The organism is Leclercia sp. Marseille-Q4284, assembly GCF_916618945.1.
GTDB classification, from domain to species: domain Bacteria; phylum Pseudomonadota; class Gammaproteobacteria; order Enterobacterales; family Enterobacteriaceae; genus Enterobacter; species Enterobacter tamurae.
The window spans coordinates 1,864,173-1,889,155 of the sequence record NZ_CAKAKG010000001.1; the positions used below are offsets into that span (position 1 = coordinate 1,864,173).

At 57.7% G+C, this 24,983-nt stretch carries 24 protein-coding genes and 1 riboswitch; of the genes, 13 read left to right on the forward strand and 11 right to left on the reverse strand.

The features are described 5' to 3' along the window. Positions 1-101: 101 nt before the first annotated feature. On the reverse strand, positions 102-428 hold the full coding sequence (locus LG383_RS08680; protein ID WP_225758874.1) for a YnfA family protein: 327 nt from the start codon (positions 426-428) through the stop codon (positions 102-104). 147 nt (positions 429-575) lie between these two features. Between LG383_RS08680 and LG383_RS08685 the strand changes: the two genes are divergently transcribed. Continuing rightward, on the forward strand, positions 576-905 hold the full coding sequence (locus tag LG383_RS08685; protein WP_106993825.1) for a DUF1283 family protein: 330 nt from the start codon (positions 576-578) through the stop codon (positions 903-905). A gap of 39 nt (positions 906-944) precedes the next feature. On the opposite strand, the gene LG383_RS08690 is transcribed toward LG383_RS08685, so the two are convergent. After that, positions 945-1,655, reverse strand: coding sequence for a YnfC family lipoprotein (locus LG383_RS08690; RefSeq protein ID WP_225758875.1), 711 nt, complete (start codon positions 1,653-1,655; stop codon positions 945-947). Between the two features lie 106 nt (positions 1,656-1,761). Here LG383_RS08690 and LG383_RS08695 point away from each other — a divergent pair, with 106 nt between their 5' ends. The 7 genes from LG383_RS08695 to LG383_RS08725 all read left to right on the forward strand — a co-directional run bounded on the left by LG383_RS08695 (position 1,762) and on the right by LG383_RS08725 (position 7,663). Beyond that, positions 1,762-2,067: a DUF1161 domain-containing protein gene (locus LG383_RS08695; protein ID WP_106993824.1), complete on the forward strand. Its 306-nt coding sequence runs from the start codon at positions 1,762-1,764 to the stop codon at positions 2,065-2,067. Positions 2,068-2,217: 150 nt separating this feature from the next. Continuing rightward, on the forward strand, positions 2,218-4,656 hold the full coding sequence (gene ynfE, locus LG383_RS08700) for a selenate/tellurate reductase subunit YnfE (RefSeq protein WP_225758876.1): 2,439 nt from the start codon (positions 2,218-2,220) through the stop codon (positions 4,654-4,656). Between the two features lie 10 nt (positions 4,657-4,666). Next, positions 4,667-5,284, forward strand: coding sequence for a DMSO/selenate family reductase complex B subunit (locus LG383_RS08705; RefSeq protein WP_106992574.1), 618 nt, complete (start codon positions 4,667-4,669; stop codon positions 5,282-5,284). A 1-nt stretch (position 5,285) separates the two neighbouring features. Continuing rightward, entirely contained in the window at positions 5,286-6,140 is an 855-nt protein-coding gene (locus LG383_RS08710; protein WP_106993821.1) for a dimethyl sulfoxide reductase anchor subunit family protein, read from the forward strand. Between the two features lie 43 nt (positions 6,141-6,183). Further along, complete coding sequence (gene dmsD / locus LG383_RS08715) at positions 6,184-6,783, forward strand: Tat proofreading chaperone DmsD (protein ID WP_225758877.1); 600 nt, start codon at positions 6,184-6,186, stop codon at positions 6,781-6,783. A gap of 134 nt (positions 6,784-6,917) precedes the next feature. Then, on the forward strand, positions 6,918-7,184 hold the full coding sequence (locus LG383_RS08720; RefSeq protein ID WP_225758878.1) for a DUF1778 domain-containing protein: 267 nt from the start codon (positions 6,918-6,920) through the stop codon (positions 7,182-7,184). Next, positions 7,172-7,663: a GNAT family N-acetyltransferase gene (locus LG383_RS08725; RefSeq protein ID WP_225758879.1), complete on the forward strand. Its 492-nt coding sequence runs from the start codon at positions 7,172-7,174 to the stop codon at positions 7,661-7,663. The genes LG383_RS08720 and LG383_RS08725 overlap by 13 nt, the downstream gene beginning before the upstream one ends. Before the next feature lie 57 nt (positions 7,664-7,720). Here LG383_RS08725 and atzF read toward each other — a convergent pair whose 3' ends face one another. The 7 genes from atzF to LG383_RS08760 all read right to left on the reverse strand — a co-directional run bounded on the left by atzF (position 7,721) and on the right by LG383_RS08760 (position 17,283). Beyond that, positions 7,721-9,511 carry an allophanate hydrolase gene (gene atzF, locus LG383_RS08730; protein WP_225758880.1) on the reverse strand — a complete coding sequence of 597 codons (1,791 nt, stop codon included), beginning with the start codon at positions 9,509-9,511 and terminating at the stop codon, positions 7,721-7,723. Further along, complete coding sequence (uca, locus tag LG383_RS08735; protein WP_225758881.1) at positions 9,508-13,110, reverse strand: urea carboxylase; 3,603 nt, start codon at positions 13,108-13,110, stop codon at positions 9,508-9,510. The genes atzF and uca overlap by 4 nt, the downstream gene beginning before the upstream one ends. 152 nt (positions 13,111-13,262) lie before the next feature. Further along, complete coding sequence (locus LG383_RS08740; protein ID WP_225758882.1) at positions 13,263-13,895, reverse strand: urea amidolyase associated protein UAAP2; 633 nt, start codon at positions 13,893-13,895, stop codon at positions 13,263-13,265. Positions 13,896-13,906: 11 nt separating this feature from the next. Continuing rightward, positions 13,907-14,614: an urea amidolyase associated protein UAAP1 gene (locus tag LG383_RS08745; RefSeq protein ID WP_225758883.1), complete on the reverse strand. Its 708-nt coding sequence runs from the start codon at positions 14,612-14,614 to the stop codon at positions 13,907-13,909. Positions 14,615-14,618: 4 nt separating this feature from the next. Continuing rightward, positions 14,619-15,395, reverse strand: a complete 777-nt coding sequence (locus LG383_RS08750; protein ID WP_225758884.1) for an ABC transporter ATP-binding protein — start codon at positions 15,393-15,395, stop codon at positions 14,619-14,621. Continuing rightward, positions 15,392-16,207, reverse strand: a complete 816-nt coding sequence (locus tag LG383_RS08755) for an ABC transporter permease (protein WP_225758885.1) — start codon at positions 16,205-16,207, stop codon at positions 15,392-15,394. The genes LG383_RS08750 and LG383_RS08755 overlap by 4 nt, the downstream gene beginning before the upstream one ends. A 17-nt stretch (positions 16,208-16,224) precedes the next feature. After that, positions 16,225-17,283, reverse strand: a complete 1,059-nt coding sequence (locus tag LG383_RS08760; protein WP_225758886.1) for a putative urea ABC transporter substrate-binding protein — start codon at positions 17,281-17,283, stop codon at positions 16,225-16,227. Between the two features lie 57 nt (positions 17,284-17,340). After that, positions 17,341-17,439: riboswitch (guanidine-I (ykkC/yxkD leader) on the reverse strand. A gap of 523 nt (positions 17,440-17,962) precedes the next feature. Between LG383_RS08760 and LG383_RS08765 the strand changes: the two genes are divergently transcribed. Continuing rightward, complete coding sequence (locus LG383_RS08765) at positions 17,963-19,093, forward strand: DNA cytosine methyltransferase (protein ID WP_225758887.1); 1,131 nt, start codon at positions 17,963-17,965, stop codon at positions 19,091-19,093. Further along, complete coding sequence (locus tag LG383_RS08770) at positions 19,050-20,033, forward strand: HNH endonuclease (protein WP_225758888.1); 984 nt, start codon at positions 19,050-19,052, stop codon at positions 20,031-20,033. Before LG383_RS08765 ends, LG383_RS08770 begins: the two co-directional genes overlap by 44 nt. Before the next feature lie 372 nt (positions 20,034-20,405). On the opposite strand, the gene LG383_RS08775 is transcribed toward LG383_RS08770, so the two are convergent. Both LG383_RS08775 and LG383_RS08780 read right to left on the reverse strand, forming a co-directional pair. Further along, a complete protein-coding gene (locus tag LG383_RS08775) occupies positions 20,406-20,834 on the reverse strand; it encodes a hypothetical protein (RefSeq protein WP_225758889.1) in 429 nt (142 codons plus the stop codon). 381 nt (positions 20,835-21,215) lie between these two features. Next, positions 21,216-22,052, reverse strand: coding sequence for a MipA/OmpV family protein (locus tag LG383_RS08780; RefSeq protein WP_225758890.1), 837 nt, complete (start codon positions 22,050-22,052; stop codon positions 21,216-21,218). A 203-nt stretch (positions 22,053-22,255) separates the two neighbouring features. On the opposite strand from LG383_RS08780, the gene LG383_RS08785 reads away from it, so the two are divergent. The 3 genes from LG383_RS08785 (at position 22,256) to LG383_RS08795 (ending at position 24,938) form a co-directional block, all read left to right on the forward strand. Next, positions 22,256-22,933: a response regulator gene (locus tag LG383_RS08785; RefSeq protein WP_106993811.1), complete on the forward strand. Its 678-nt coding sequence runs from the start codon at positions 22,256-22,258 to the stop codon at positions 22,931-22,933. Beyond that, positions 22,933-24,321, forward strand: a complete 1,389-nt coding sequence (locus LG383_RS08790; protein ID WP_225758891.1) for a HAMP domain-containing sensor histidine kinase — start codon at positions 22,933-22,935, stop codon at positions 24,319-24,321. The genes LG383_RS08785 and LG383_RS08790 overlap by 1 nt, the downstream gene beginning before the upstream one ends. 137 nt (positions 24,322-24,458) lie before the next feature. Beyond that, positions 24,459-24,938 carry an Rrf2 family transcriptional regulator gene (locus tag LG383_RS08795; protein ID WP_010430601.1) on the forward strand — a complete coding sequence of 160 codons (480 nt, stop codon included), beginning with the start codon at positions 24,459-24,461 and terminating at the stop codon, positions 24,936-24,938. Positions 24,939-24,983 lie beyond the last annotated feature (45 nt).

Genomic DNA, 24,983 nt, shown 5'->3' on the forward strand with positions numbered 1-24,983 from the left:
TCCTTACATCTCTTGTTGTGATGCAGGAAATTTACGCAACAACCCTACTACCATACAAGTATTAAGATCGAAAAATCCCCGCTTGATCACAGATTGGGCGCTTAAGCGCGCCCCCAGCCTGCGACGATAATCAACATGCCGCACAGCGCGATCGCGGCGCCAGCCCAGTCGTACGGGCTTAACTTAACGCCATCGACTACCCGCAGCCACAGCAGCGCGGTGCAGACATACACCCCACCGTAGGCGGCATAGACACGTCCGCTGGCTGCGGGATGAAGCGTTAACAGCCAGACAAACAGCGCCAGGGCAACGCCCGCGGGAATTAACAGCAGCACCGACGCGCCTTTCTTCAGCCACAGCCAGGGCAGAAAGCAGCCGATAATTTCGCACAGCGCGGTGGCAAAAAAGAGCAGAGTTGTTTTAAACATATTTAACGTTGTCTGAGGAGTGATGCGGTATCATACCCGAATGTGAAAGGATCCTTTCCACATACCCGATATGGGTTTGCCCTCAAAATGGACTGTTATAGAATCTGCGGTGGGATTCGAATTTCCACCATTCATAAGGAAATCGCTATGCGTAAATTGAGCACACGCCTCTGTCTGGTTGCCCTGCTGGCCTCGGTCTTCGTCGCGCCAGTATCCGCCAACACCAGCAAACTGATTATTGAATCCGGCGACAGCGCCCAGAGCCGCCAGAATGCCGCCATGGATAAAGAGCAATGGAACGACACCCGCAACCTGCGCCATAAGGTGAACACCCGCGCGGAGAAAGAGTGGGATAAAGAAGATGTGGCCTTTGATGCGCGGGATAAATGCCAGCAGAGCGCCAACGTCAATGCCTACTGGGAGCCGAACACCCTGCGCTGCCTGGATCGCCGCACCGGCCGCACGATGGCCCCCTGATTTCAGTCCGAACGCACCGCGCAGCCTGCTGCGCGGTGGTTAGTAATACTCAATACTGTTTTTGATGGTGTACTTCCGCGACACCGCAGGCCTCACGCTCGCATCCACAATCTCCAGCTCGCACTCCTCCGGGTTGTTATGTCGGTCGTACTCGCAGGTCTGCTTCACATTTCTCAAGGGTTTATCGTTCAGCAGACTGACCGCGGTATAGTCCATTCGCTTGCGCTTGTCGGCCGACGGGGTCGCCGTAATCGTCAGGTGTTGCTCCCCGGCCACGGTAGTTTTACCCAGCGGATAGCCGTCGGTATCGTAGCGATAGCGGATTTCCATATCTTTACCGTGGGCGCTCACGATAAACCCGTTGTCATCGGTATCCCATGAGACGCCCGAGGCAGGCATCTCCGCCAGCTGGCACTTACCCTGCAACCGCAGCTTTTTCTGCTGGGTCTGGGCATCGAGATAGTAGTTGGCATCCAGCACCAGAGCGATGCCGGAGTTCGACTCCAGATCCTGCATTTCCAGGCTGTCAAAACACCCTTCTGCCGACAGCGTCCCGCTGACGCGCTTCGCCACTTCCCCTTTGTCATTGAAAAGCGTCTGGCTGAAATCCTTCACTGGCCCACGAAGCGGATCAAAATCGAATTCGTTAGAAAAGCTGGCCATCTCTGGCGTAAACGACAGCGGAGCGGTGGTGTTGTCACACCCCACCAACAGACCCGCCAGGAGAAGCATAAGCGCGTGTTTATTCACATGACCTACCGATAGATGAAGATAATTGCCCGTCATAGTAGCAAATACAACCATTTACATTAACCCTGCTAATATTATAGTCACACACAGTCGTAAGGAGGCAGATATGACACGGTTACCCTGGATTACTGCACTTTTGCTGGCGGGCATTGCCCCGGCCGCGCTGGCCGCGCCCGACAACTGCGAGCGGATCAAAAGCGATATTCAGCAGAGAATTATCAACAATGGCGTCCCGGAATCCGGCTTTATGCTGAACATTGTGCCAAACGATCAGGCCGATAAACCCGACGCTGAAGTGGTGGGTCATTGCGCCAATGACACTCTAAAAATCCTCTACACCCGCACCAGCAGCGGAAACTACCCGGTCAGCGGAGGCGGCACCCAGGCCCCGGCACCGCGCGAGCCACAGTAAACGTTCTCCCCCGTTAAGGCGGGGGAATCCCCTTTGTTTTGATATACATTAAGATTATCTCCCCCTTAATGGGTAACACTCTCACTCCATTAGCCCGATCCTAATCACGGCTGAAAACGTTCATTAATAAAGAACATAATGGAGTGAGCCATGTCAGATAATGCGCAAAGCGGCGGGATCAGCCGCCGCACCCTCGTCAAATCCACCGCCATCGGGTCGCTTGCGCTGGCCGCCGGCGGTGTGTCATTACCCTTCGGTTTACGCCCTGCCGCTGCCGCACTCAACACGTCGCTTAATTCTGGCGCGGATAAAGTGGTGTGGGGAGCCTGCTCGGTGAACTGCGGCAGTCGCTGCGCGCTGCGACTGCACGTCCGGGATGAGGAAGTGTACTGGGTCGAAACGGACAATACCGGCGACGATATTTACGGCAACCATCAGGTGCGCGCCTGCCTGCGCGGTCGCTCGATCCGTCGACGGATAAACCATCCCGACCGCCTGAATTACCCCATGAAACGCGTCGGTAAACGCGGCGAAGGCAAGTTCGAACGCATCAGCTGGAATGAGGCGCTGGATCTGCTCAGCAACAGCCTGCGCGACGTTGTGGCTAAATACGGCAACGAAGCGGTCTACATTAATTACAGTTCCGGAATTGTGGGCGGTAACATCACCCGCTCCTCGCCCTACGCCTCTCTGGTGGCGCGTCTGATGAACTGTTACGGAGGGTTCCTCAGCCATTACGGTACCTACAGCACGGCGCAAATCGCCTGCGCTATGCCCTACACCTACGGCAGTAACGACGGCAACAGCACTTCCGATATCGAGAACAGCAAGCTGGTAGTGATGTTCGGCAACAACCCGGCGGAAACGCGTATGAGCGGCGGCGGGATCACCTATTACCTCGAACAGGCGCGGGAACGCTCAAATGCGCGCATGATCGTCATCGATCCTCGCTACACCGACACCGCCGCCGGGCGTGAAGATGAGTGGATCCCGATTCGGCCGGGCACGGATGCGGCGTTGGTAGCCGGTATCGCCTGGGTGCTGATTAACGAAAACCTCGTCGATCAGCCATTCCTCGATAAATACTGCGTCGGCTACGACGAGAAAACCCTGCCGGAAGGTGCCCCTGCCAACGGCCATTACAAGGCCTACATTCTGGGCCACGGCGAAGATGCAACGGCCAAAACCCCGGACTGGGCCGCGGCTATCACCGGTATTCCCGCAGACCGGATTATCAAGCTGGCTCGTGAGATCGGTACGGCCAAACCGGCGTACATTTGCCAGGGCTGGGGTCCGCAGCGCCAGGCCAACGGCGAGCTAACGTCAAGGGCCATCGCCATGCTTCCGATCCTCACCGGCAACGTCGGGATTAACGGCGGCAACAGCGGCGCGCGTGAATCGACCTACACCATCACCATCGAGCGGATGCCGCTGCCGGATAACCCGGTCAAAACGCAGATCTCCTGCTTCAGCTGGACCGACGCCATCGCCCGCGGACCGGAGATGACCGCTACTCGCGACGGGGTGCGCGGCAAAGATAAGCTCGACGTGCCGATCAAGTTCATCTGGAACTACGCCGGCAACACCATCATCAACCAGCATTCGGACATCAATAAAACCCACGACATTCTGCAGGACGAGAGTAAGTGCGAAATGATCGTGGTAATCGACAACTTCATGACCTCGTCGGCGAAATATGCCGACCTGCTGCTGCCCGATCTGATGACCGTCGAGCAGGAGGACATTATTCCCAACGATTACGCCGGGAATATGGGCTACCTGATTTTCCTCCAGCCGGTGACCGCGCCGAAATTCGAACGTAAACCTATCTACTGGATCATGAGCGAAGTGGCGAAACGCCTCGGGCCGGATATCCATCAGCGCTTTACCGAAGGCCGTACTCAGGAGGAGTGGTTGCAGTATCTGTACGCCAAAATGGTGGCGAAAGATCCGCAACTCCCCTCTTACGAGGCGCTCAAAGAGATGGGCATCTATAAGCGCAAAGATCCCAACGGTCACTTTGTGGCCTACAAGAAATTCCGCGACGACCCCGATGCCAATCCGCTGAAAACCCCGTCGGGAAAAATCGAGATCTACTCCAGTCGGCTGGCAGAGATCGCCCGCACCTGGGAGCTGCAGGCGGATGAAACCATCAGCCCGCTGCCGGTGTATGCCTCTACCTTCGAAGGCTGGGACTCGGACGATCGCGGCCAGTTCCCGCTCCAGCTGTTCGGCTTCCACTATAAAGCCCGCACCCACTCCAGCTACGGCAACGTGGACGTGCTGCAGGCCGCCTGCCGTCAGGAAGTGTGGCTCAACCCGGTGGATGCCCGGGCGCGCGGCATCCAAAACGGCGACATGGTGCGGGTCTTTAATACCCGGGGCGAAGTGCGCATTGCCGCCAAAGTCACGCCGCGGATCATGCCGGGGGTCAGCGCCATGGGCCAGGGGGCGTGGCATCAGGCAGATATGCAGGGCGACCGCGTTGACCACGGCGCCTGCATGAACACCCTGACCACGCACCGTCCGTCGCCGCTGGCGAAGGGCAACCCACAACACACCAATCTGGTGCAAATCGAGAAGGCGTAAGGAGTAGCCGATGACCACTCAGTATGGATTTTTTATTGATTCCAGCCGCTGCACCGGGTGCAAAACCTGCGAACTGGCGTGCAAGGATTACAAGGACCTGACCCCGGACGTCAGCTTCCGCCGCATCTATGAGTACGCGGGCGGCGACTGGCAGGAGGACAACGGCGTCTGGCAGCAGAACGTGTTTGCCTACTACCTCTCCATCGCCTGCAACCACTGCGAGGATCCTGCCTGCACCAAAGTCTGCCCCAGCGGGGCGATGCACAAGCGCGAGGACGGCTTTGTGGTGGTGAATGAGGATGTCTGCATCGGGTGTCGCTACTGCCATATGGCCTGCCCGTACGGCGCCCCGCAGTACAACGCCGCCAAAGGCCATATGACCAAGTGCGACGGCTGCCATGAGCGTGTCGCCGACGGTAAAAAACCAATCTGCGTCGAGTCCTGTCCGCTGCGGGCCCTGGACTTCGGCCCGATTGAGGAGCTGCGTCAGAAACACGGCAAGCTGGCCGCCGTCGCCCCGCTGCCGTCGGCGCACTTCACGAAGCCGAGTATCGTCATTAAACCCAATGCCAACAGCCGACCCACGGGTGATACCACCGGCTATCTGGCCAATCCGAAGGAGGTGTGAGATGGGAAACGGATGGCATGAATGGCCGCTGGTCATTTTTACCGTGTTCGGTCAGTGCGTCGTCGGGGCGTTGATAGTGGCAGGCGCAGCCTGGATCCGCGAGCACGACCCGGTGGTGCGCTACCGCCTGGTGCGCAGCATGTTCTTTTTATGGCTGGTGATGGGGTTGGGTTTTGTCGCCTCGGTGCTGCACCTCGGCTCGCCGCTACGCGCCTTTAACTCCCTGAACCGCGTCGGCGCCTCAGGCCTGAGCAACGAAATTGCCAGCGGGTCGCTGTTCTTTGCCGTCGGCGGCTTCTGGTGGCTGGTAGCCGTCCTCGGCAAAATGCCGGCAACGCTGGGCAAGATCTGGCTGGTGCTGAGCATGGTGTTGGGGCTGGTCTTTGTCTGGGCGATGACCCGCGTGTATCAGATTGACACGGTGCCTACCTGGCATAACGGCTACACCACCCTGAATTTCTTCCTGACGATGCTCCTCGGCGGCCCGCTGTTTGCTGCCCTGCTGATCCGGCTGGCGAAGGCGCATTTTAATGCCCATGTGGCGGCAGGGATCGCCGTGGTGGCGCTGCTGGTAAGCGCGGCGGTGGTGGTACTGCAAAGCAATGATCTCGGGACGATCCACAGTTCCATCCAGCAGGCCAATGCCCTGGTGCCCGATTATGGTTCCCTGCAGGTGTGGCGTATCATACTGCTGGCGGCCGGACTGGGCTGCTGGCTCTGCGCGCTGGTACGGCGCAAAGTCCCGACCTTACCGGGACTCACGCTGGGGCTGCTGTTGGTAGTGGCCGGAGAGCTTATTGGCCGTGGCGTCTTCTATGGCCTGCATATGACCGTAGGTATGGCGATTGCCGGATAATGTGTCAGCGCGGGGCAACCCGCGCCGTTCAAGGAATGCAGTAATGAATGAAGGTTTTGCGTTTACCGCCCGGGTCCTGGGCGCACTGTTTTATTTTGCCCCGGACAGCGAGCAGACTGCCCCATTGGTGACAGCCCTGACTCAGGGCGACTGGCAGCAGGACTGGCCGCTGCCGCCCGGGCAGTTAGCCCCCCTCGCCGACGCCCTGCGCCAGCCGTCTGACGAACCGCTCCCGGATGCCTGGCAGCGGCTGTTTATCGGCCCCTGGGCGCTGCCCGCCCCGCCATGGGGCTCGGTCTGGCTGGATCGTGAATCGGTGCTGTTCGGCGACTCCACCCTGGCGCTGCGTCAGTGGATGCGCGACAACGGCATTGTCTTTGAGATGGCGCAGAACGAACCGGAAGATCACTTCGGTACCCTGCTGCTGCTGGCCGCCTGGCTGGCAGAAACAGGGCGTGATGCGGAGCGGGATCAGCTTCTGGCCTGGCATCTTTTGCCGTGGAGCACCCGTTTTCTCACCGTGTTTGTCGAAAACGCAGGCCACCCGTTCTACCGGGCGCTCGGACAGCTGGCCCAGCTGACGCTGGCGGACTGGCAATCCACGCTGTTGATCCCGGTGGCAGAGAAGCCGCTCTACCGTTAATGACAGGCAGCCAGTGTGACCCACTGGCTGCGCTCATGTTCAGTCGAACTAACACTACTGAAAAGATTTTCGTATAGCAGTTGCTATACAATAGGTGTAGAATATGTATACCATTTGCTATACAGGAAGACATTATGAAATCTGACGTTCAGCTCAACATCAGAGCTAAAGAGGCTCAGCGAGCGCTGATCGATACGGCAGCAGGCATTCTCCATAAAACCCGTACAGACTTTATTCTGGAAATGGCCTGTCAGGCTGCTGAAAACGTTATTCTTGACCAGCGTATGTTCAACCTCAACGATGCGCAATACGCTGAATTTATCGATATGCTGGATGCCCCTGTTACTGCGAATCCTGCTTTAGATACCCTTCTGGCGAGAAAACCACAGTGGGAAAAATAACAGCGCCGACGCCACTCAATGCAACGCATATTCTTTCTGAATTTTACTGTGGAGAAGCGGTCCTGGATGAATGGATCAGAAACCGGGGATTAAAAAATCAATCTCTCGGTGCTGCCAGGACTTTTGTTGTATGCAGGGAACACTCTTCACAGGTTATCGGTTTTTACTCGCTTGCTACCGGTAGCGTAACGCATGCCATCGCAACCGGTAGCCTGAAACGAAACATGCCCGATCCTGTCCCTGTTATTATTCTGGCGCGGCTGGCTGTTGATGCCAGTTATCACGGCACAGGCCTTGGCGCAGATTTACTTCATGATGCAGTGTTGCGCATCTGCCGTGTCGCTGAGAATATTGGCGTTCGGGCGGTTATGGTTCATGCCCTTTCAAACGCTGCAAAACAGTTTTATCTGCACCATGGCTTTACCCCCTCCACCACGCAAGAAAATACGCTTTTTCTCCGTTTGCCTGTTCCCCTGTAACAAACATCCAAACTCCCCTGAAAATGCTCCGGGGAGATGTCAGATTTACCTGAATGCTCAGGCGATCCATGCCCGCCAGCCGCCAAACGAAGTGATATCTTTTGCCCCCTGCAGACCATACGCCTCGCAGATAAACCCCGTTAACCAGCGTCCGTCCTCCAGTTCAACTTTGCCAAGCCCCAGTGGTGCCGGGATCCCGGTCAGAAACGATCCCACTTCGGTATGGGGCAGATCCCACACCTCGACGGCGATGGCAGCCCCCTGTTCGCGGTCGCGCACCATGCCGGGGCGTTTACCGTCGGCCAGAGCATACAGCCGATAGTGCGGCGCGCTGCGGGTGGTCTCGCGGAGCGTTGCCCCCCGCTGACGCAGCTGATGGTTCAGCGCCAGCCCGTCGAGGTGTGCCCCGCAGACCACCACCGACAGGCGATCGTGGCTGGCGGTGGTAACGGGTGAAGCCGCCTGAATCTGACGATCGCCGGGCAAAATCAGCTTCTGGTGACGTTGTAACGCCCAGGCAAGGCTGAGCAAATACTGGTCGGTAAAAGCCCGCCCAAACAGCGTCACGCCTGACGGCAAACCATTCGCCATCACGCCCGCAGGTACCGCCACGGCGGCATAGTCCAGCAGGTTCATAAAGTTGGTGTAGACCCCCAGCTCGGAGTTGCGTTTTACCGGCTCCTCCGCCAGTTCGGCCAGGGTCACCGGACGCGGATAGGTCGGGGTTAACACACAGTCCAGATCCGCCATTATCCCGTCGCAGAGCGTTTTGAAGTGCTGAAGTTTGTACTGGGCATCAAATGCCGCCACCGCGTCAGTTCCGGGGGCTTTGCGCAGCACATCTCGGATCACCGGCAGGACCACCTCCGGCTGCCGCTCAATCAATTTCCCCGCAACGTGATAGCGCTCGGCGACCCACGGGCCGTCGTAGAGCAGCGTTGCCGCCGCTAAAAACGGAGAAAAGTCGATGGTCACCGGGATGCCACCCAGCGCGATTAAACGGTTTTTTGCAGAGTGATATAGCGCTTCGCTCTCCGCGCAGCCGAGAAACTCCAGCCGGTCCGGCACGCCAAAGCGGAAACCTTTTTCAGGTACGCCGAACGCCTGCGCCCCGTTCCATGCCGGATTGGCGCGACTGTAGTCATCCCGCGAGTCTTTCATCGCCGTTAGCGCCAGCAGCTGGCTGGCTTCGGCGGCGGTAGTGGTGAAGAAGGTCACGCAGTCCAGAGTGCGGCAGGCCGGGACCACCCCAGCAGTGGAAATTAACCCCCTGGTTGCCTTCAGCCCGACCAGGTTATTCAGCGCGGCTGGCACGCGACCACTCCCGGCGGTATCGGTGCCAAGGGCAAAGCTGGCCAGCCCGAGCGCCACCGCCAGGGAGGAACCCGCGCTGGAGCCTCCTGACGGATACTCGGCATTAACGCTGTTGCGACAGGCGCCCCAGGGCGAGCGGGTGCCGTTTAAGCCGGTGGCGAACTGGTCCAGATTAGTTTTACCCAGCGGAATGGCCCCCAGCGCAATCAGCTGGCCGACGATAGTCGCATCCTGTTCTGCCCGGTAAGCAAACGCCGGACAGGCGGCAGTGGTCTCTATCCCCGCCAGATCGATGTTGTCTTTGATGGCAAAGGGCACACCGTAGAGCGGCAGCGTCTGCGGCGACGCGCCCTCCAGTGCGGCCAGATAGGGCTCCAGCTCATCGGCGGTAAGCAGATATATAAAGGTGTTGAACTCCGGGTTCAGGGCCTGCGCCCGCTCGCGCAGAGTGGCAATCACCTCCCGCGGCGTGAAGCGACCCTCGCGGTAAGCCTGCGCCAGTACATCGAGGCGTAAATCAAAGGGATGCATCATGCTGTTTTCTCCAGAACCACCACACACTGACCCGCCCGCACCGAGGAACCCGGCTGGACGCGCACCTGACTAACCACGCCGTCCCGTGAGGCCACAAGCGGGATCTCCATCTTCATCGACTCCAGCACCACCAGCACATCACCTTCGCGCACCGGGGTACCGACCTCAACGTTCACCTGCCACAGATTGCCGGATATCGGGCTGTCTATCCCGGCTTGTCCCGGCTGGAGCGGAGCATCCTCCCCCTCCTCCGCCAGCACGTCACTGCTGTCGAAATGCGCCTGGCCGTTGGCGATCCAGCGCTCACGCTCGGCGTTAAACGCCCCCTGCTGATGAGTGCGAAACGCCTCAATGCCCTGGGCTTCGTCAGCCAGAAACTGCTGATATTCGGCAAGCTTCAGGGTGGTGTGCTCGATGCGCAGGGGATAGCGCCCCAGCGGGAAATCGCGGCGAATGGTAACTAACTCGTCGGCGGAGACCGGGTAGAAGCGGATCTGATCGAAGAAGCGCAGCAGCCAGGGCTTGCCGCCAAAATCCTCTACCGCGTGATAACGGCTCCACATCTGCAGCGTGCGCCCAACGAACTGATACCCGCCCGGCCCCTCCATGCCGTAGACGCACAGATAGGCCCCGCCGATCCCCACCGAGTTTTCCGCCGTCCAGGTGCGGGCCGGGTTGTATTTAGTGGTGACCAGACGATGACGCGGATCGAGCGGCGTCGCCACCGGCGCGCCGAGATAGACATCCCCCAGCCCCATCACCAGATAGCTGGCGTCGAACACCGTTTTGTAGACCTCGTTCACATTGGCCAGGTCGTTAATGCGGCGGATAAACTCGAGGTTGCTCGGACACCAGGGCGCGTCCCGGCGCACGGTGGTCATATATTTGTCGATGGCTTTCTGGCAGGCCGGATCGTCCCAGGAGAGCGGCAGCCAGACGACGCGCGACGGCACCTCCAGCGCATCCTGCTCGCACACGCCCTGCCACAACCCAGCGACCACCTCCAGCAGCGCTGTCAGGCTGAGCGCCTCCGGCTGATAGTGAATTTGCAGGGAGCGAATGCCCGGCGTCAGATCGGTAACGCCGTCCAGGGACCGCGCTTCCAGGGCCTGCATCAGGGCGTGGGCGCGAAAACGCAGGACCAGATCCAGCTCCGGTTCGCCAATCTCCAGCAGCAGATGGGTGTCGCCGGAAAGCCGTGCCACCAGCCGTTTATCGGACTGCCCCTGCTCCAGCACTACCGGCGAGGTGATTTTGGCTGGCTGCCAGTCGACCGCCAGCGGGTGCAGGCTGGCGATTTGCGCCTCCTCTGCCTGCGCCAGACGTCGGGCGGTGGCGATGCCGACGGGAACAAAGCGCACTTTATCCCCCGCTTTCAGCTGCCCGACCGCGGGCAGATCGGCCTCGATGATGGTGACCGGGCAGACAAACCCGCCCAGGCTCGGGCCATCCGGGCCGAGGATCACCGGCATATCGCCGGTAAAATCCACCGCGCCAATGGCATACGGGTTGTCGTGAATGTTCGACGGATGGAGCCCCGCCTCGCCGCCGCTGTCGCGCACCCACTCGGGTTTAGGGCCGATCAGGCGCACGCCGGTGCGGCTGGAGTTGAAATGCACTTCCCAGTCGGTGGTCAGGAAGGTTTGCATGTATTCAGGCGTAAAATACTCCGGCGCGCCGTGCGGGCCGTAGATCACCCGCAGTTCCCGCACCGCGCCCAGGGTGGTGCGCAAGGCCTGAGGCAGCGCCTGCTCCGGACATGGCGCGGTCAATGGCGCAATGTGCAGCACATCCCCGGTACGCAGGGCGCGTCCGGCGTGGCCGCCAAACTGCCCGAGGGTAAAGGTGCTTTTGCTCCCGAGGTAATCCGGGACGTTAAACCCGCCGCGCAGGCACAGATAGCTGCGTACGCCGTCGTTGGTGATATCCCCCATTCGCAGCGTCATGCCGCGCTGCACGGTAAAGACCCGGTTGTTTTCCAGCGGCTCGCCGTCGAGGGTGAGGTCAATCTCTGCCCCGGTCACCACCAGCTGGGCATCGCAGTTAAATTTCAGCGTCGGGCCGCTGAGGGTGATCTCCAGCGCCGCGGCGCGGTCGTCGTTGCCCAGCAGACGGTTGCCGAGACGCAGCGCCCGGCTGTCCATTGGTCCCGATGGCGGCACCCCGACCGCCCAGTAGCCAATGCGCCCTGGGTAATCCTGCACCGTGGTTTGCGTTCCGGCGCTCAGCACCTCCAGGGTAGAAGCCTGGTAGGTTAGCCCCTCCAGACAGCGGGTCCAAGGCTCGCCGCTGGCGAACGGGGTAAAGGTTAAGATCTGCTGCAGGTAGCTGCGGTTAGTCTCCACGCCGTACAGATGCGTGTTACCCAGGGCGGCGTGCAGGGCCTCAATGGCCGCATCGCGCGTGGGCTGCCAGGCGATGATTTTCGCCAGCATCGGATCAAAAAATGGTGGGACTTCACAGCCGGACTCTACCCAGGTATCAATGCGCAGAGTGCGACGGTCATCCGCCGGGAACACCACCTCGGTGAGCAGGCCTGGCGAGGGCTGGAACTGACGACCGGGATCTTCCGCATAGACACGCGCCTGAATGGCGTGGCCGTCAGGTTGCAGGCTATCGCGCAGTTCCGCCAGCGGCGGCAAGGTTCCGGCCGCCAGCTCAATCATCCAGCGCACCAGATCCACGCCCCACACCTGCTCGGTGACGCCGTGCTCCACCTGCAAACGGGTATTCACTTCGAGGAAATAGAACCGCTCTGCGTTGCTGTCGTAGACAAACTCCACGGTGCCCGCGCTGCGGTAGTTGACCGCTTTACCCATGGTGATCGCAGCATGGCACAGGGCGTCCGCCATCCCGTCGGGCAGGTTCGGCGCAGGGGTCTCCTCCAGCACCTTCTGGTTACGTCGCTGCACCGAGCAGTCGCGCACGCCGAGAGCTATCACCTCCCCCTCGCCGTCGCCAAACAGCTGGACTTCGAGATGCCGTGCCCGCTCGATGTACTTCTCAATAAATACCCCCGCATCGCTGAAGTTGTTTTTCCCCAGCCGCACCACCGCATCGAAGGCCTCCAGGAGTTCGGCGGCGGTAGAGCAGACGCGCATGCCGATCCCGCCCCCGCCCGCGGTGCTTTTCAGCATCACCGGGTAGCCGACCTGTTCGGCGGCTGTCAGCGCCTCATTCACATCCGCCAGCAGTTCGGTGCCTTCCAGCATCGGCACCCCGTGGGCCCTGGCCAGCGCCCGGGCGGTATGTTTCAGGCCAAAGAGGCGCAGTTGCTCCGGCGTGGGGCCGACAAAGGCAATACCCGCGGTCTCGCAGGCTTCGGCAAAGGCGGCGTTTTCCGAGAGAAAACCGTAGCCCGGATGGATCGCCTGAGCACCGCTGGCTTTCGCCGCGGCAATGATTTTTTCACTGACCAGATAGGTGTTCGCCGCCGGGCCGTCGCCCAGGCTCAGGGCCTCGTCGGCCTCGCGAAGATGCAGGCTGCTGATATCCGCTTCGGAATAGACCGCCACGCCGCCGATGTTCATGGCGCGCAGCGTGCGCAGAATGCGGCAGGCAATCGCCCCGCGGTTGGCAATCAGGAGTTTCGTCAACATAGTTCAGACTCAATCGTGGCGGGTCGTCCCGCCGAAAATTGGCTCACCGCATGGTCGTCCACGGGGAAAAAACGTTTACGGCAGGATGCGTCCGGCGCGCACCTCGAACAGGCGGTAAAGCATCTGGCGCAGGCGCTGCCAGCGGGTGGTTGTCAGTTCCATACCAGCACCTCCGCCGGGGTTGGGTTCCAGCCGTTGCAGGGGTTGTTCAGCTGCGGGCAGCTGGAGATCAGCACGATGACGTTGCACTCCGCGCGCAGTTCGACGTATTTCCCCGGGGCGGAGATGCCGTCGGCAAAGGTCAGTCCGCCCTCCGGGGTTACCGGCACGTTCATAAAGAAGTTGATGTTGGCCGCGATATCGCGCTTTTGCAGGCGGCCATCGTGCAGACAGGCGCAGAGGAAGTTGTCCCGGCAGCTGTGCATATGGCGCTTGTCGAGGGCATAGCGCACGGTGTTACTCTCCTGGGCGCAGGCCCCGCCGAGCGTATCGTGTCGTCCACAGGTATCGGCCACGATGGTCAGCAGCGGGTTGCCGAGATTCGAGTAGAGCACGCTCCCGCTGGTCAGATAGGCGTTGTTCTGCCGACGTAGCGTGCGCTGAGCGTCGTAGCGCTCCCGCGGGTTTTCGGCGCTATAGAACAGGGTATCCACCGCCTGGTTACCCTCCAGATCCAGCAGGCGCAACGTCTGGCCCTTTTTCACTTCAAACAGGTAGGGCTCGCCCGCCGGGATCACGTGGCGGAAGGTCGCCTCCTGGGGCTGTTTTTCGCGGACATTCGTCATCTTGCGGCTCCTTACAGGGCGAAAAGTTGGGTGTTGGTGATGGCGCGGCCGTTTTCCGGGCGCGTGAGGAGTGTGTTAATGGCCCCCTCCTCGTCCTCTGCCTGCCGCCAGCTGAGCTGTACCGGGCGCGGGGCATACTCGGTGGACGGGTCCATCGGATGCTGCAGGGCGGTCATCACCATCAATGTGTCCATCGGGGCGAACAGCTCGACGTAGCTGCCCGGTTGGGAATGGTCGCGGTGGAAGCTGAACTGTCCGTGATCGTCCACGGTCACTTTGCTGAAGAAGTTGACCACCATCAGCAGATCTTCGAGGTTGAGATCCCACTTGCCCATCTCCACCAGCAGGTTGTCGGTGCCGTTACGGTAGAAGCCGTTACGCAATTCCTGATAGCGTCCCTGGCCATATTTTTCCGTCACTTCGGCGGCATTGAGCACCCCGCCGAACGGATCGTGCCAGCCAGCGGTATCAGCTGTAATGCCCGCCAGTACCCGGCCCATATCGGAGTAGAAGCAGTGCCCGGCGGTCAGGCGCGCGGTGTGCTGGCCTTTCAGGGTGTCCGGCAGGTTCAGGCGTTCGCTCTTCTCGTGCGGGTTGAGCATCATCAGGCTGACGTTCGCCCCGCCGTCGAGGTCGGTCATACGCAGGATCTGTCCGCGCTTAAGCACAAATGAGAGGTGGCCGCCGCCAGGCAGGATCGCTTCACGTAAAGTCGTCATAGTGTTAACCCCTTAAGGCATAAACGTTGTCGGGAGCCGAACCGCTCAGCGCGGAGAGCCGGGTCTCGTTGAGCGGAATATCGTAGGTAATGCGCGCCCCGTAGGCGTTCGGGGCCTGCGGATCGAGGCGCACCTTGTCGAACACCAGCAGACGGGTGCCGAGGTTGAAGCCTTCGGAGAGATCGTGGGTGACCATAAACACCGTCATGCGGGTTTCGCCCCACAGCTGCAGGAGCAGCGCGTGCATATCTTTGCGGATGCCGGGATCCAGCGCGCCGAAGGGCTCGTCCAGCAGCAGAACCCGCGGCTGCATGATAAAGGCCTGGGCGATGGCAAGGCGCTGCTGCATCCCGCCGGAGAGCTGGGCGGGATATTTGTCGAGGGCATGGCCGAGGCCGACCTTCTCCAGCATCTGCGCGGCCTGCTCCCGCGCGGCGCGTTTTTTCGCCCCAAACAGCCGTCCGAACAGCGGGGATTGCGGCAGTTCGAGGCCGATAGCGACGTTATCCAGCACGCTGAGATGCGGAAAGACCGAGTAGCGCTGGAACACCACGCCCCGACGGCTGTCCGGTTCGGCGGTGAGCGGTTTACCGTCCAGAGTGATCGTTCCCCGGCTCGGCGTCTCCTGCCCGAGCAGCAGACGCAGAAAGGTCGATTTCCCGCAGCCGGAGGCGCCAACCATCGAGCAGAACTCCCCTTCGTTGATCTGTAAATTCAGGCGCTCCAGCACCACATGGTCGCCGTACTCCTGCCAGATATTGTTGATGGTGATAAAACTCATGCTTTCCCTCCTTCTGCCCATGGGAAACAGCGTTTGTGCAGCTGGCGCAGGGCCAGATCCATCAGCCAGGCCAGCAGCGTGATCCACAGGACATAGGGGATAATTACGTCCATCGCCATATAGCGGCGGACGAGGAAAATGCGATACCCCAGCCCGGCGGTGGAGGAGATGGCCTCCGCCGAGATGAGGAACAGCCAGGCCGAACCAAGCAGCAGGCGCAGCGAGGTGAGCAGGCGCGACAGCAGCTGCGGCAACACCACCCGCAGCACCAGCGTCCAGCTGTTGGCCCCCAGGGTCTGGGCTTTGATCAGGATCTCCGGCGGGATTTCACAGGCGCGATGCTCCAGATCCCGGGCCAGCATCGGGGTGATGCCGATAACAATCAGCATGATTTTTGACAGCTCATCGAGGCCGAAAACAATAAACAGCACCGGTAAAATCGCCAGCGGCGGGACCATCGACAGCACCGTCATCAGCGGCGACAGCGACGCGCGCCACAGGGGGAACACCCCGGCGGTGACGCCGATGCACAGGCCGATCAGCGAGGCGATCGAAAGCCCCACCAGCAGACGCGCCAGGCTCACCAGGGTATCGACCCAGAACAGGTACTCGCCGCTGCGTTTATCCGGGGTAAAGGCCATCCGCGAGATCGCATCCAGCATCTGCTGCAGACCGGGCAGCAGCTTGTCCTGGGGGTTGGCCTCGAGGCGCACCGCCGAGCCCAAAAAATAGGCGGCCAGCAGCAGGACAAAGGGCAGCATCACCAGCATCAGCCGCATGCCCGGTGTGGGATGACGATTAATTTGTCGCATGGAGACTCCGTCACTCATTACAGCTGGCCCGCGGCAGCCATCTTCACGAAGCTGTCGTCAAAGCGCAGTTTGACGTTGCTGGCATCGCCCTGGGTTACGTTGCCCGGGAAACTCATCCCGATAAAATCAGCGCTCTGTGCGCCATCGCCCAGCAGCCCTTTATCGAAGGAGAACGCCGCCACGCGCTGCATGGTTTTCACCAGATCCGCCGAGGTGACAAAGGCGATGTTGTCCTGCGGGGTGTAGAACAGGTGGGTGGTTTTGAGCTGCGCCTGATAGCCGGTGAGATCGGTGCCGGACGCCGCCGCCATCGCATTCAGGGCGTTCGCATCCTGGGCTATCATCAGCCCCATCATCTCGTACCATGCCCCGGTCAGCGCTTTGCCCAGCGCCGGGTTGTCCTTCAGGGTTTCGCTGTTGACCACCATCATGTCGATCAGCTCGCCGGGCACCTGCGAGGAGCTGAACACCTCGGTGGTTTTCGGTGTGCCTTTGATAACCGAGAGCTGCGGGTTCCAGGCCACGGCGGCCTGCACATTTTGCGTGGCGAAGGCCGAGACGATATCCGCGTCTGAAGTGTTGACCACGGTGACGTCTTTCTCCGCCAGCCCGGCTTTCTCCAGCCCGCGCACCAGCAGGTAGTGGGAGACGGACAGTTCCGGCAGATAAATCTTCATGCCTTTGAGGTCGGTAAGGGTTTTGCCCTCGCCTTTCATCACCACGCCGTCGTTGCCTTCGGAATAGCTACCAAGGATCAGCGCCGTGGTATCCACCCCGCCCGCCGCCGGAATGGTCAGCGCATCCATGTTGGTCATGGTGCAGCCGTCAAACTGGCCAGCAGTGTATTGGTTGATGGATTCGATGTAGTCGTTGAGCTGCACGACGTTGATTTTGATGCCGTACTTGTCGGCCCATTTATCGATGATTTTGTTAGTGCTGATGGTGCCCCAGGGCATCCAGCCTGCGTAGATGGTCCAGCAGACGTTGAACTCTTTTTTAACGGCCGCAAAGGTGGGGAGACTGACCAGCATCGCCAGCGACAGTACAAGAGAGCGGAGTAATGGCGTTTTGTTCATGCTTGACCTCTGAGTGGCACAAAATAAGGGGGCAGCGCGACACCGTCTGGTGCTGCTGTCTCCCGGGCTTTTGTCCCGCCGTGTAACCTCTCAGAGGTCGCCAGCTCTTGGACCAGCCATTCACCAAAGTGAACCGGAACCCTAGCCAGCTATTTTCATGTTGTGTGGTGCTGCCCTTCGTGATTGGTGGTTGCAAAGGGTGTGCCAGGAATTTTTTGTGATTTTTATTAGTGCTTTAGGCAAATTTGCGGATTGGGTTTCACTGTTTTGGTGAGGTGGTGCGGGATGGGTGCACTGTGGTGGTGCTCAGGAAAGGCTGGTTAGATGGGAGTTGGTTAATCACGTATTTGGGCAAAGTTGATGAACTTAATGCCCGAAACAGAGGGTCCGCTTTGTACCAGAAGCTGACCATAATACCAGCACTCTCCTGAAAACCACTCATCCGGACCATCGCCACCATAGTAATCAAGTGTTTTGCGGCCGAACGTTATGGCTTATTACTACACATGTTCCACGCATCGTTAAGTTAGGTCAGCGTTACTATGACTGCGTTCAGTCCATACGCGTGTTTGCACCTCATCTGAAGCAGGTTATACAGGTGGTACTGTGCATACATACAGATTCGCTTTATGATAGACTTATCTGTCGAGACTGAAGTGAGAAACGGGATACTAACTGAATGAGTAAAACCAATAAATTAAAGGTCATTGATCTGTTTTGTGGCGCTGGCGGCTTGTCCTGCGGCTTCATGAAAGGGAAGAATGGCGCTCATTTCGAAAGTGTTCTGGCTCTGGACAATGATAAAGCGGCCATTAGAACGTACAACGCCAACTTTGGCGAGCATGGGATCGTCGCCAACATAGAAGAGTGGATTACGGAAAATACCGTGCCTGAAGCGGATGTTGTTATCGGTGGGCCGCCGTGTCAGGGGTTCAGTCTACTTAATAAGAACCGGGAAGGGGACCATCGACGCGCGCTCTGGGAACCGTACATGGATATCATTGAGCGATCGGGCGCTTCTGTCTTTGTGATGGAAAATGTCCCGGGTCTGTTAACCAGTGATGAATTCCAGGACATCCGCGAACGTGCAGAGAGTATGGGCTTTATGCTTCTCAACCCTTCAGTGCTGAATATGGCAGACTATGGTGCCCCCCAGACGCGTAAGCGTGCCATTGCGATCGGCATTAAGAAAGACCGTTTTGTGCGGGGGGGGATTCCTGCGTTTCCGCCTGCGCCTTCGCACCAGCATCCTGATAAAGCCGGAGATCTGCCTGCCTGGCTGACGGTCAGAGAATTCATCGGTGATTTACCGGAGCCAGTCGGCACGGAAGTGCGCGATCTGCCTCCGCCCTTAGATCTGCATTTTGGGCGAAATCCGACTGCACTGTCTCAGGAGCGTTATCGCGCTGTGCCTGTGGGCGGGAACCGTTTCGACTTACAAAAAAACAGACCCGATATTACGCCTGCCTGCTGGATCAAAAAAACGTCCGGTGGTACGGATTTGTTTGGTCGGCTGTGGTGGGAACGTCCTTCCGTAACGATCCGCACCGAGTTCTTCAAGCCCGAAAAAGGGCGTTATCTACACCCTGAAGCGCATCGTCCTATTACGCACCGGGAAGCGGCGCGCCTGATGAGTTTCCCGGATGATTTTGTTTTCCAGGGATCAAAAACCGAGATCGCGCGTCAGATTGGTAACGCGGTTCCACCCGTCTTTGCGCAAAAGATTGCGACCTATGTGCTTACTTTAATGGAATATCAGATTCAACATGGCGAGAAGATCGAAGAAGAGCGAACCGGAAACGCTGCGTAAACAGCTCCTGGCCTTAATTACCGATTTCGAACACAGGCTCGCGGATGACTCCCTGCGGGAACAGGTCCTCTCCCTCGTCCCGGCCAATCATCTGCTGCGGGATCTCGGCAGCTCTCTGATGCATGAAGAGGGCTGTAATTCGGCACGCGACCGCATTCTGGCTTACCTACTCAAATATCCTCGTGTCATCATTCACGGTGATGAACTGATGGTGGTAGCAGGGATAAGCGAGTATGCGCGGCGGATAAGAGAACTCCGGGTTCAGTTTGGCTGGTCCGTCTTAAGCGGTACCACGCTGAAGGAAATGATTGAACAGGATGAGATGAAACTGGAGGAACTCCAGGCCCGCACAATGACCGTACTTAAAACGGATGTCTATGCGCTGATGACGACGGAGCAGGACAGGGAGGCCGCCCTGCGTTGGAATGAGGCTAATGTTCTGCGGCGAAGTAAGCTTTCGACGAAAGACAAAATTCTCTCTTATCTGCGTAAAAACGTTGGCCGCCCGGTAACGGGCGAAGAGTTACGTTATCTTGCAAACGACAGTAAGGAATGGGCCCGCCGAACACGCGAGCTGCGTACCGAAGAAGGCTGGCCGATTGCCACCAGGAATTCAGGCCGACCGGAGCTTGAAGTGGGGGCCTATTTGCTCGAGGAAGATCGTCAGGCTGAGGTACATGACCGGAAAATCCCTGACCCTGTACGCGTAGCCGTCCTTGAGCGTGATCATCACACCTGCCGAAATTGTGGCTGGTCGCACGTCCGTAAAACAGCAAATGACCCCCGAACGTTCCTTGAATTGCATCATATAGAGCATCACGCTGACGGCGGCGAAAATACGCTGGATAACCTAATTACGCTCTGTAATGTCTGCCATGATGACGTGCACCGCCGTAAATTGTCGGGGGATGCGCTTTTACACCTGTTGAAGGGAGACTGAAATTCGCGGGTGTTAGCATAATTTGTTACGGGTAGGTCATTCACTTGCGTAGCTGTAGTAACGTGCTTGCGGGATTTTGCTATTTGAGACGTCCGCTTTGTGCCAAAAGCGGACGTTTCCAAGATTTGCATTCATTAATCCGCGTAGAACAGATCTTATCGCATAGTCATGCAAACATGCCGGGATCATCAGGGAGGTTTTTTCGAGATACGGACAAGAAAGGTGCTCTAAACAGATAGGAGGCCGCTGAAACGCGCTTAAGACCCCTGCGGGGGTGCGGCCAAGAGATGCTATGGTAAATCAATACGATTGCAAGCGACAAGAAAGCCGCCCTATCTGGCGGCTTTCTGTAACGGGAACTCTGATTAGTAATTACAAATCAACTTTTTTTACGACCTCGTATACTGCTGCATTGTTGATGTTACGGTTTTGAAACTCAACAACCAACTCGCCCTCTGCTGCTTTATCCCAGAGTTCGTTAGCAGTGGTGCGGAACCGACGACCCAAAGATTTTCTAGTTGAGGGACTCAGTTTGCTCCATGATTCATTTAAGGCTTTAAAATATAACTCATTTGCTTTGAAACTCTTGTTTTCTTTACGGTTTTGTATCGCAAAGGAAATCATCTGATGAATTACTTCATTGATTTCATCATCGCTTAAAGTTTTGGTTTTTTTACTATTAACAGCATCACTAAGAAGCGATGAAACAATGTCCTCGAAGTCCATGTCTTCGTCGTTTTCATTAGCATGGTTAAGAATCTCGCGCACCACTGAATCTTCAATATCTATAAGAACCTTCATGTTTACCCCTTGTTTTTCATTGTGTCACCTTGTTAATCCGAAATATATTTGAAATGCTTACTCATGTAAACATGTTTTTTATTGTTTTTAGTTCTTTTTAATTGTTTCTCGGAGCTGTCCAAGTTGCTGGGTCATTCGGTGAGGGGGCGTGCTCATTTCTCAGACTTGGGATGAAAGTCCCTGTCTAGCTTGATGGTGAAAAACGACTAATGGGGCGATAGGGATGTTATGTCTAATGTGGCATAACATCCCTATCGCCATGATTTTAACGTCCGCTAATCGCTCAGAGCGGACCTACGCCCACTCCTCGCCCGTCCGCCACTTCCCGGGGCGGCTCGAATTCATCGCTATTGCGCGCTCATATCCATAAGAAACCAACCCTCAAAAACTGTACGTCACCTTCAAACTCCCCGTGGGCGACGTTTTGCGTTGAACAATGGGACTATCACCCGCATCCCCCGTCAGCTGCGTTGCACCCGCTGAGGCAAGCACGCTCCAGCGCGAGGTGAGCCTGTGGGTCCAGTCCAGATTCATCGACCAGGCATAAATACCGGCTCCGGCGTCATATCGGGCAAATCCCGATGCGCTCGACTGGGCGGAACTGACACCATAGTACGTCTGCATATACTTGTCGGATCCCCAACTACCGGTCAGCGCCAGCGTCACCTCATTTTTTGGTGAGGTATAGAGCGGGCTGATAATACCGAAATGCACCGCCTCACCGTTGTCTGTCTCTGAAACCGGGACCTCAGCCTGCAGCTGCAGATGAAGCCAGTCGGTCACCTTATACCCCAGCCCAGGCACAACGATGGCCGAGCCTTTGATGTCGCCCATACCCCTCAGGTAATCGCTGCCGGAGCTGATCGAATCACTGCTCACGTCTTTATCTTTACGGCCTGTTCGATAGCTCACTGCGGCGCTGTAATCCAGGTTGCCGATGTTGTTGCCGTAACCAATCCCTCGCGTGGTGCTGATAAAGAAGCCGTTTGCCATGGCGTAATCCACCACCTGCGCCGCACTGACGCGGCTTTTATCCGAACCCGAGTAGCGTGGCGCGACATCCACGCCTCCGCCCAGTGTTAAGACGTTACCCTGGCTCTGTTCTGCCGCCAGTACAGGCGTGGCCAGTAACGCCAGAACGACGCCCGGCACGATGTTTTTCAGGCTGCGGCCCGAGAGCAAGTGTGGGGACGTATGACGCAGTTCGATGTTTCTCATTAAAGAAGTCCTTCTGGATTCAAATGGTGACGATGCAAGCGGTTAAACGCCAGAGCGCCCATTTTGAATACTGACCCTAAGGTTCTTATGAGCCGAAAATGAAGAAAGACTGAAGCAGGCGCGGGTGCTGTAAACCGGATAGATTTCCTGATACCGTTTTTTTCTTAAGATGTTCTTCATTCACGGTTGATACAGTTACGAGTGTGAAAATTCTACTAATCGAAGACGACCTGGATCTGGGCAATGGCGTACGTATCGCCCTTGCCGATCAAGGATTTGACGTCATATGGGTTCGCCGTAAAGAGGATGCGCTGCATCAGCTTGACGTCTGCGTGCCAGAACTTATTTTGCTCGACCTGGGGCTGCCCGACGGCGACGGCATGAGCCTCATGACGCGCTTACGCCAGCAGCTTAAGGGGATCCCCGTCATCATCCTGACGGCGCGAGGCACGCTGCAGGATCGCCTGTGCGGGCTGGATGCAGGTGCAGACGACTATCTCGTTAAACCTTTTGTTCTCGCCGAACTGCTGGCGCGGGTAAGAGCCCTTGCGCGGCGCAGTTACGGTTTCGAGAATGAGACGATAGAAATTCGAGGCTTATTCCTTCATATGCCGACGCGTCGCGTGACGGTAAACGCGCGTCACGTCGAACTGACGGCCAGTGAATACGCTCTGCTTGAAACGTTGATGCTGCGTGCTGACCGCGTGATAACGCGACGGTTTCTGGAAGAACGGATATTCGGCAACAAAGAGAACCTCAGTAATGCGCTCGACGTGCATATGGGGAATTTGCGGCGAAAGATCGGCGACGGTTACGTGCGAACGGTGCGTGGCGTCGGGTATGTTATTGATACCGTTGCTGTTCAGAAGGTAACGACTTAATGCGAAACCTGTGGTATCACCTGAGGCGCCCAACGCTGGTACGCCGAATTATCATCGCCCAGATGCTGCTGCTTACCCTGCTGTGGAGTCTTTTTTTGACCTTCATTCTCTGGGAGGACCTGCGCAGCCCTCCCATACTCACGGGCAGTAAGACTTACGAAACGCTTTTTACCCTGGTTGAGCGAATGGACGAGCGCCCGCAGGCGCGAACCGAAGTCCTGGAAGCCTTCAGCAAGGCGTTACGCGAAAGCTATGGCGGCGGTGAAGATCCCGCACTATCGATTAACCTCATCGTTCGCAAGAACGGTGCCGTTATTTTTTCATCTGCGGGCGCACCTGTGGGGGTAACCAACACCCGTCCCGGAGAAATGGAGCATGTTCAGAGTGAAGGTCGAGCCTGGACCAGCCGCACCCTTAAATCCGCTCACTCCGACGTGGAAGTCACCCTGTTCACCCCTGCCAGCGGCTGGAACTTCTTTATCTACCTGAACTCGCGCGGCTATTACATCCTGCCGCTGCTGGTCTGTTTCCCTTTTCTTCTGTTCCCCGCGTGGCTGTCAATTCGCATTGCCATGCGCCCCTGGAACAAGGTGGTCAATGAAATTTCATTGCGCACGCCAGACGATCTCTCCCCCTTAAAAGCTGTACCAAAACACAGGGAGCTTCGCCAGATGGTGGATGCAATTAACGACTTTCTCGCCAGGGTGCGAGAAAGCGCGGAAAGGGAGCGGGTTTTCATTGCCGATGCGGCTCACGAACTGCGAACACCGCTGGCGGCGATGCGAATCAACGTGGAAGCGTTGCAATCGTATGTACTCAGCCAGAGCCAACAGGAATTGCTTGCAGGGATTGTTCGCAGCAATAGCCGTGCTGCGCGTCTCGTCAATCAGTTGCTGCTGATGATGCACAGTGAAGCACGCATTGACACGGTTATGGAGCCCGTACCGCTGATGTCCCTCATCCAGGATCGAATGGCTGCGCTGGAACCGTTAGCCTCTGAGCGCAGGGTTGAGCTGGAGTTCTTCGCTGAAGATGAAGTTTGGGTCTCAGGTATCCGGGAATGTCTGATGTCGCTGATCGACAATTTGATTGAAAATGCCGTGAAGTACAGCCCTGAGGGTGGGCGGATTCAGGTGGATGTTCGTTCACTAGAGAAATCCACTCAACTACACGTTTCCGATGCAGGGCCCGGCATTCCGGTTGAATTACGCGAGCGCGTGTTCGACCGATTTTTCCGCGATCCCAATCAACTGCAAAGCGGGAGTGGACTGGGGCTTGCCATCGTTAAAGCGGTGGCGCAGCAGCACAACAGCTGTGTGAACCTGAGCACTTCCGCAGAAGGTGGCCTGATGGTGACGGTTGACTTCCCGAACCGCACGTTTAGCTAAACAGGCACAGGGGGTTCGATCGCAAATGCCGCAGATTGCTTCAAAATAATTAACGTATTTGTTATATTGTTGTTTATTGCTTATTCACCTCTGCGGTGCCAAAAAGAACAAGATTCACCGCAACCCAGGATACAAAAATGTTAGATTATCGCTTCCCGACAGCTTTGCAGATGGTTCTCAGCGTAGCAATGGCGGAGCAATTGGGTGAACGTTCGACGAGTGCGATTCTGGCCTACGGTCTGGAAGCAAACCCGAGCTTCATCCGCAAACTGATGGTTCCTCTCACGCGTGACGGTATTATCGTCTCCACGCTTGGCCGTAACGGCTCTATTCATCTTGGACGCCCGGCGGAAGAGATCACCCTGCGCGATATCTACCTCTCCGTCATCGAAGATAAAAAGCTGTGGGCATCACGTCCTGACGTACCGGCCCGCTGCGTAGTCAGCGCTAACGCCTGCTGGTACTTCAAGTCTATCTCCGAAGAAGCGGAGCAGGCTTCGTTACAGGTACTGGCGCGCCACACCGTGGCAAGCGCGCTGGAAGAAGTGAAAAAAGCCGATACCAGCGGCTGCGATCCGGTGCCTGAACTTATCGCCAAGTATAAAGAAGCCCTTTAACTTTCTTTGAATGCAAAAAAAACCGCCTTGCTATGAAGGCGGTTT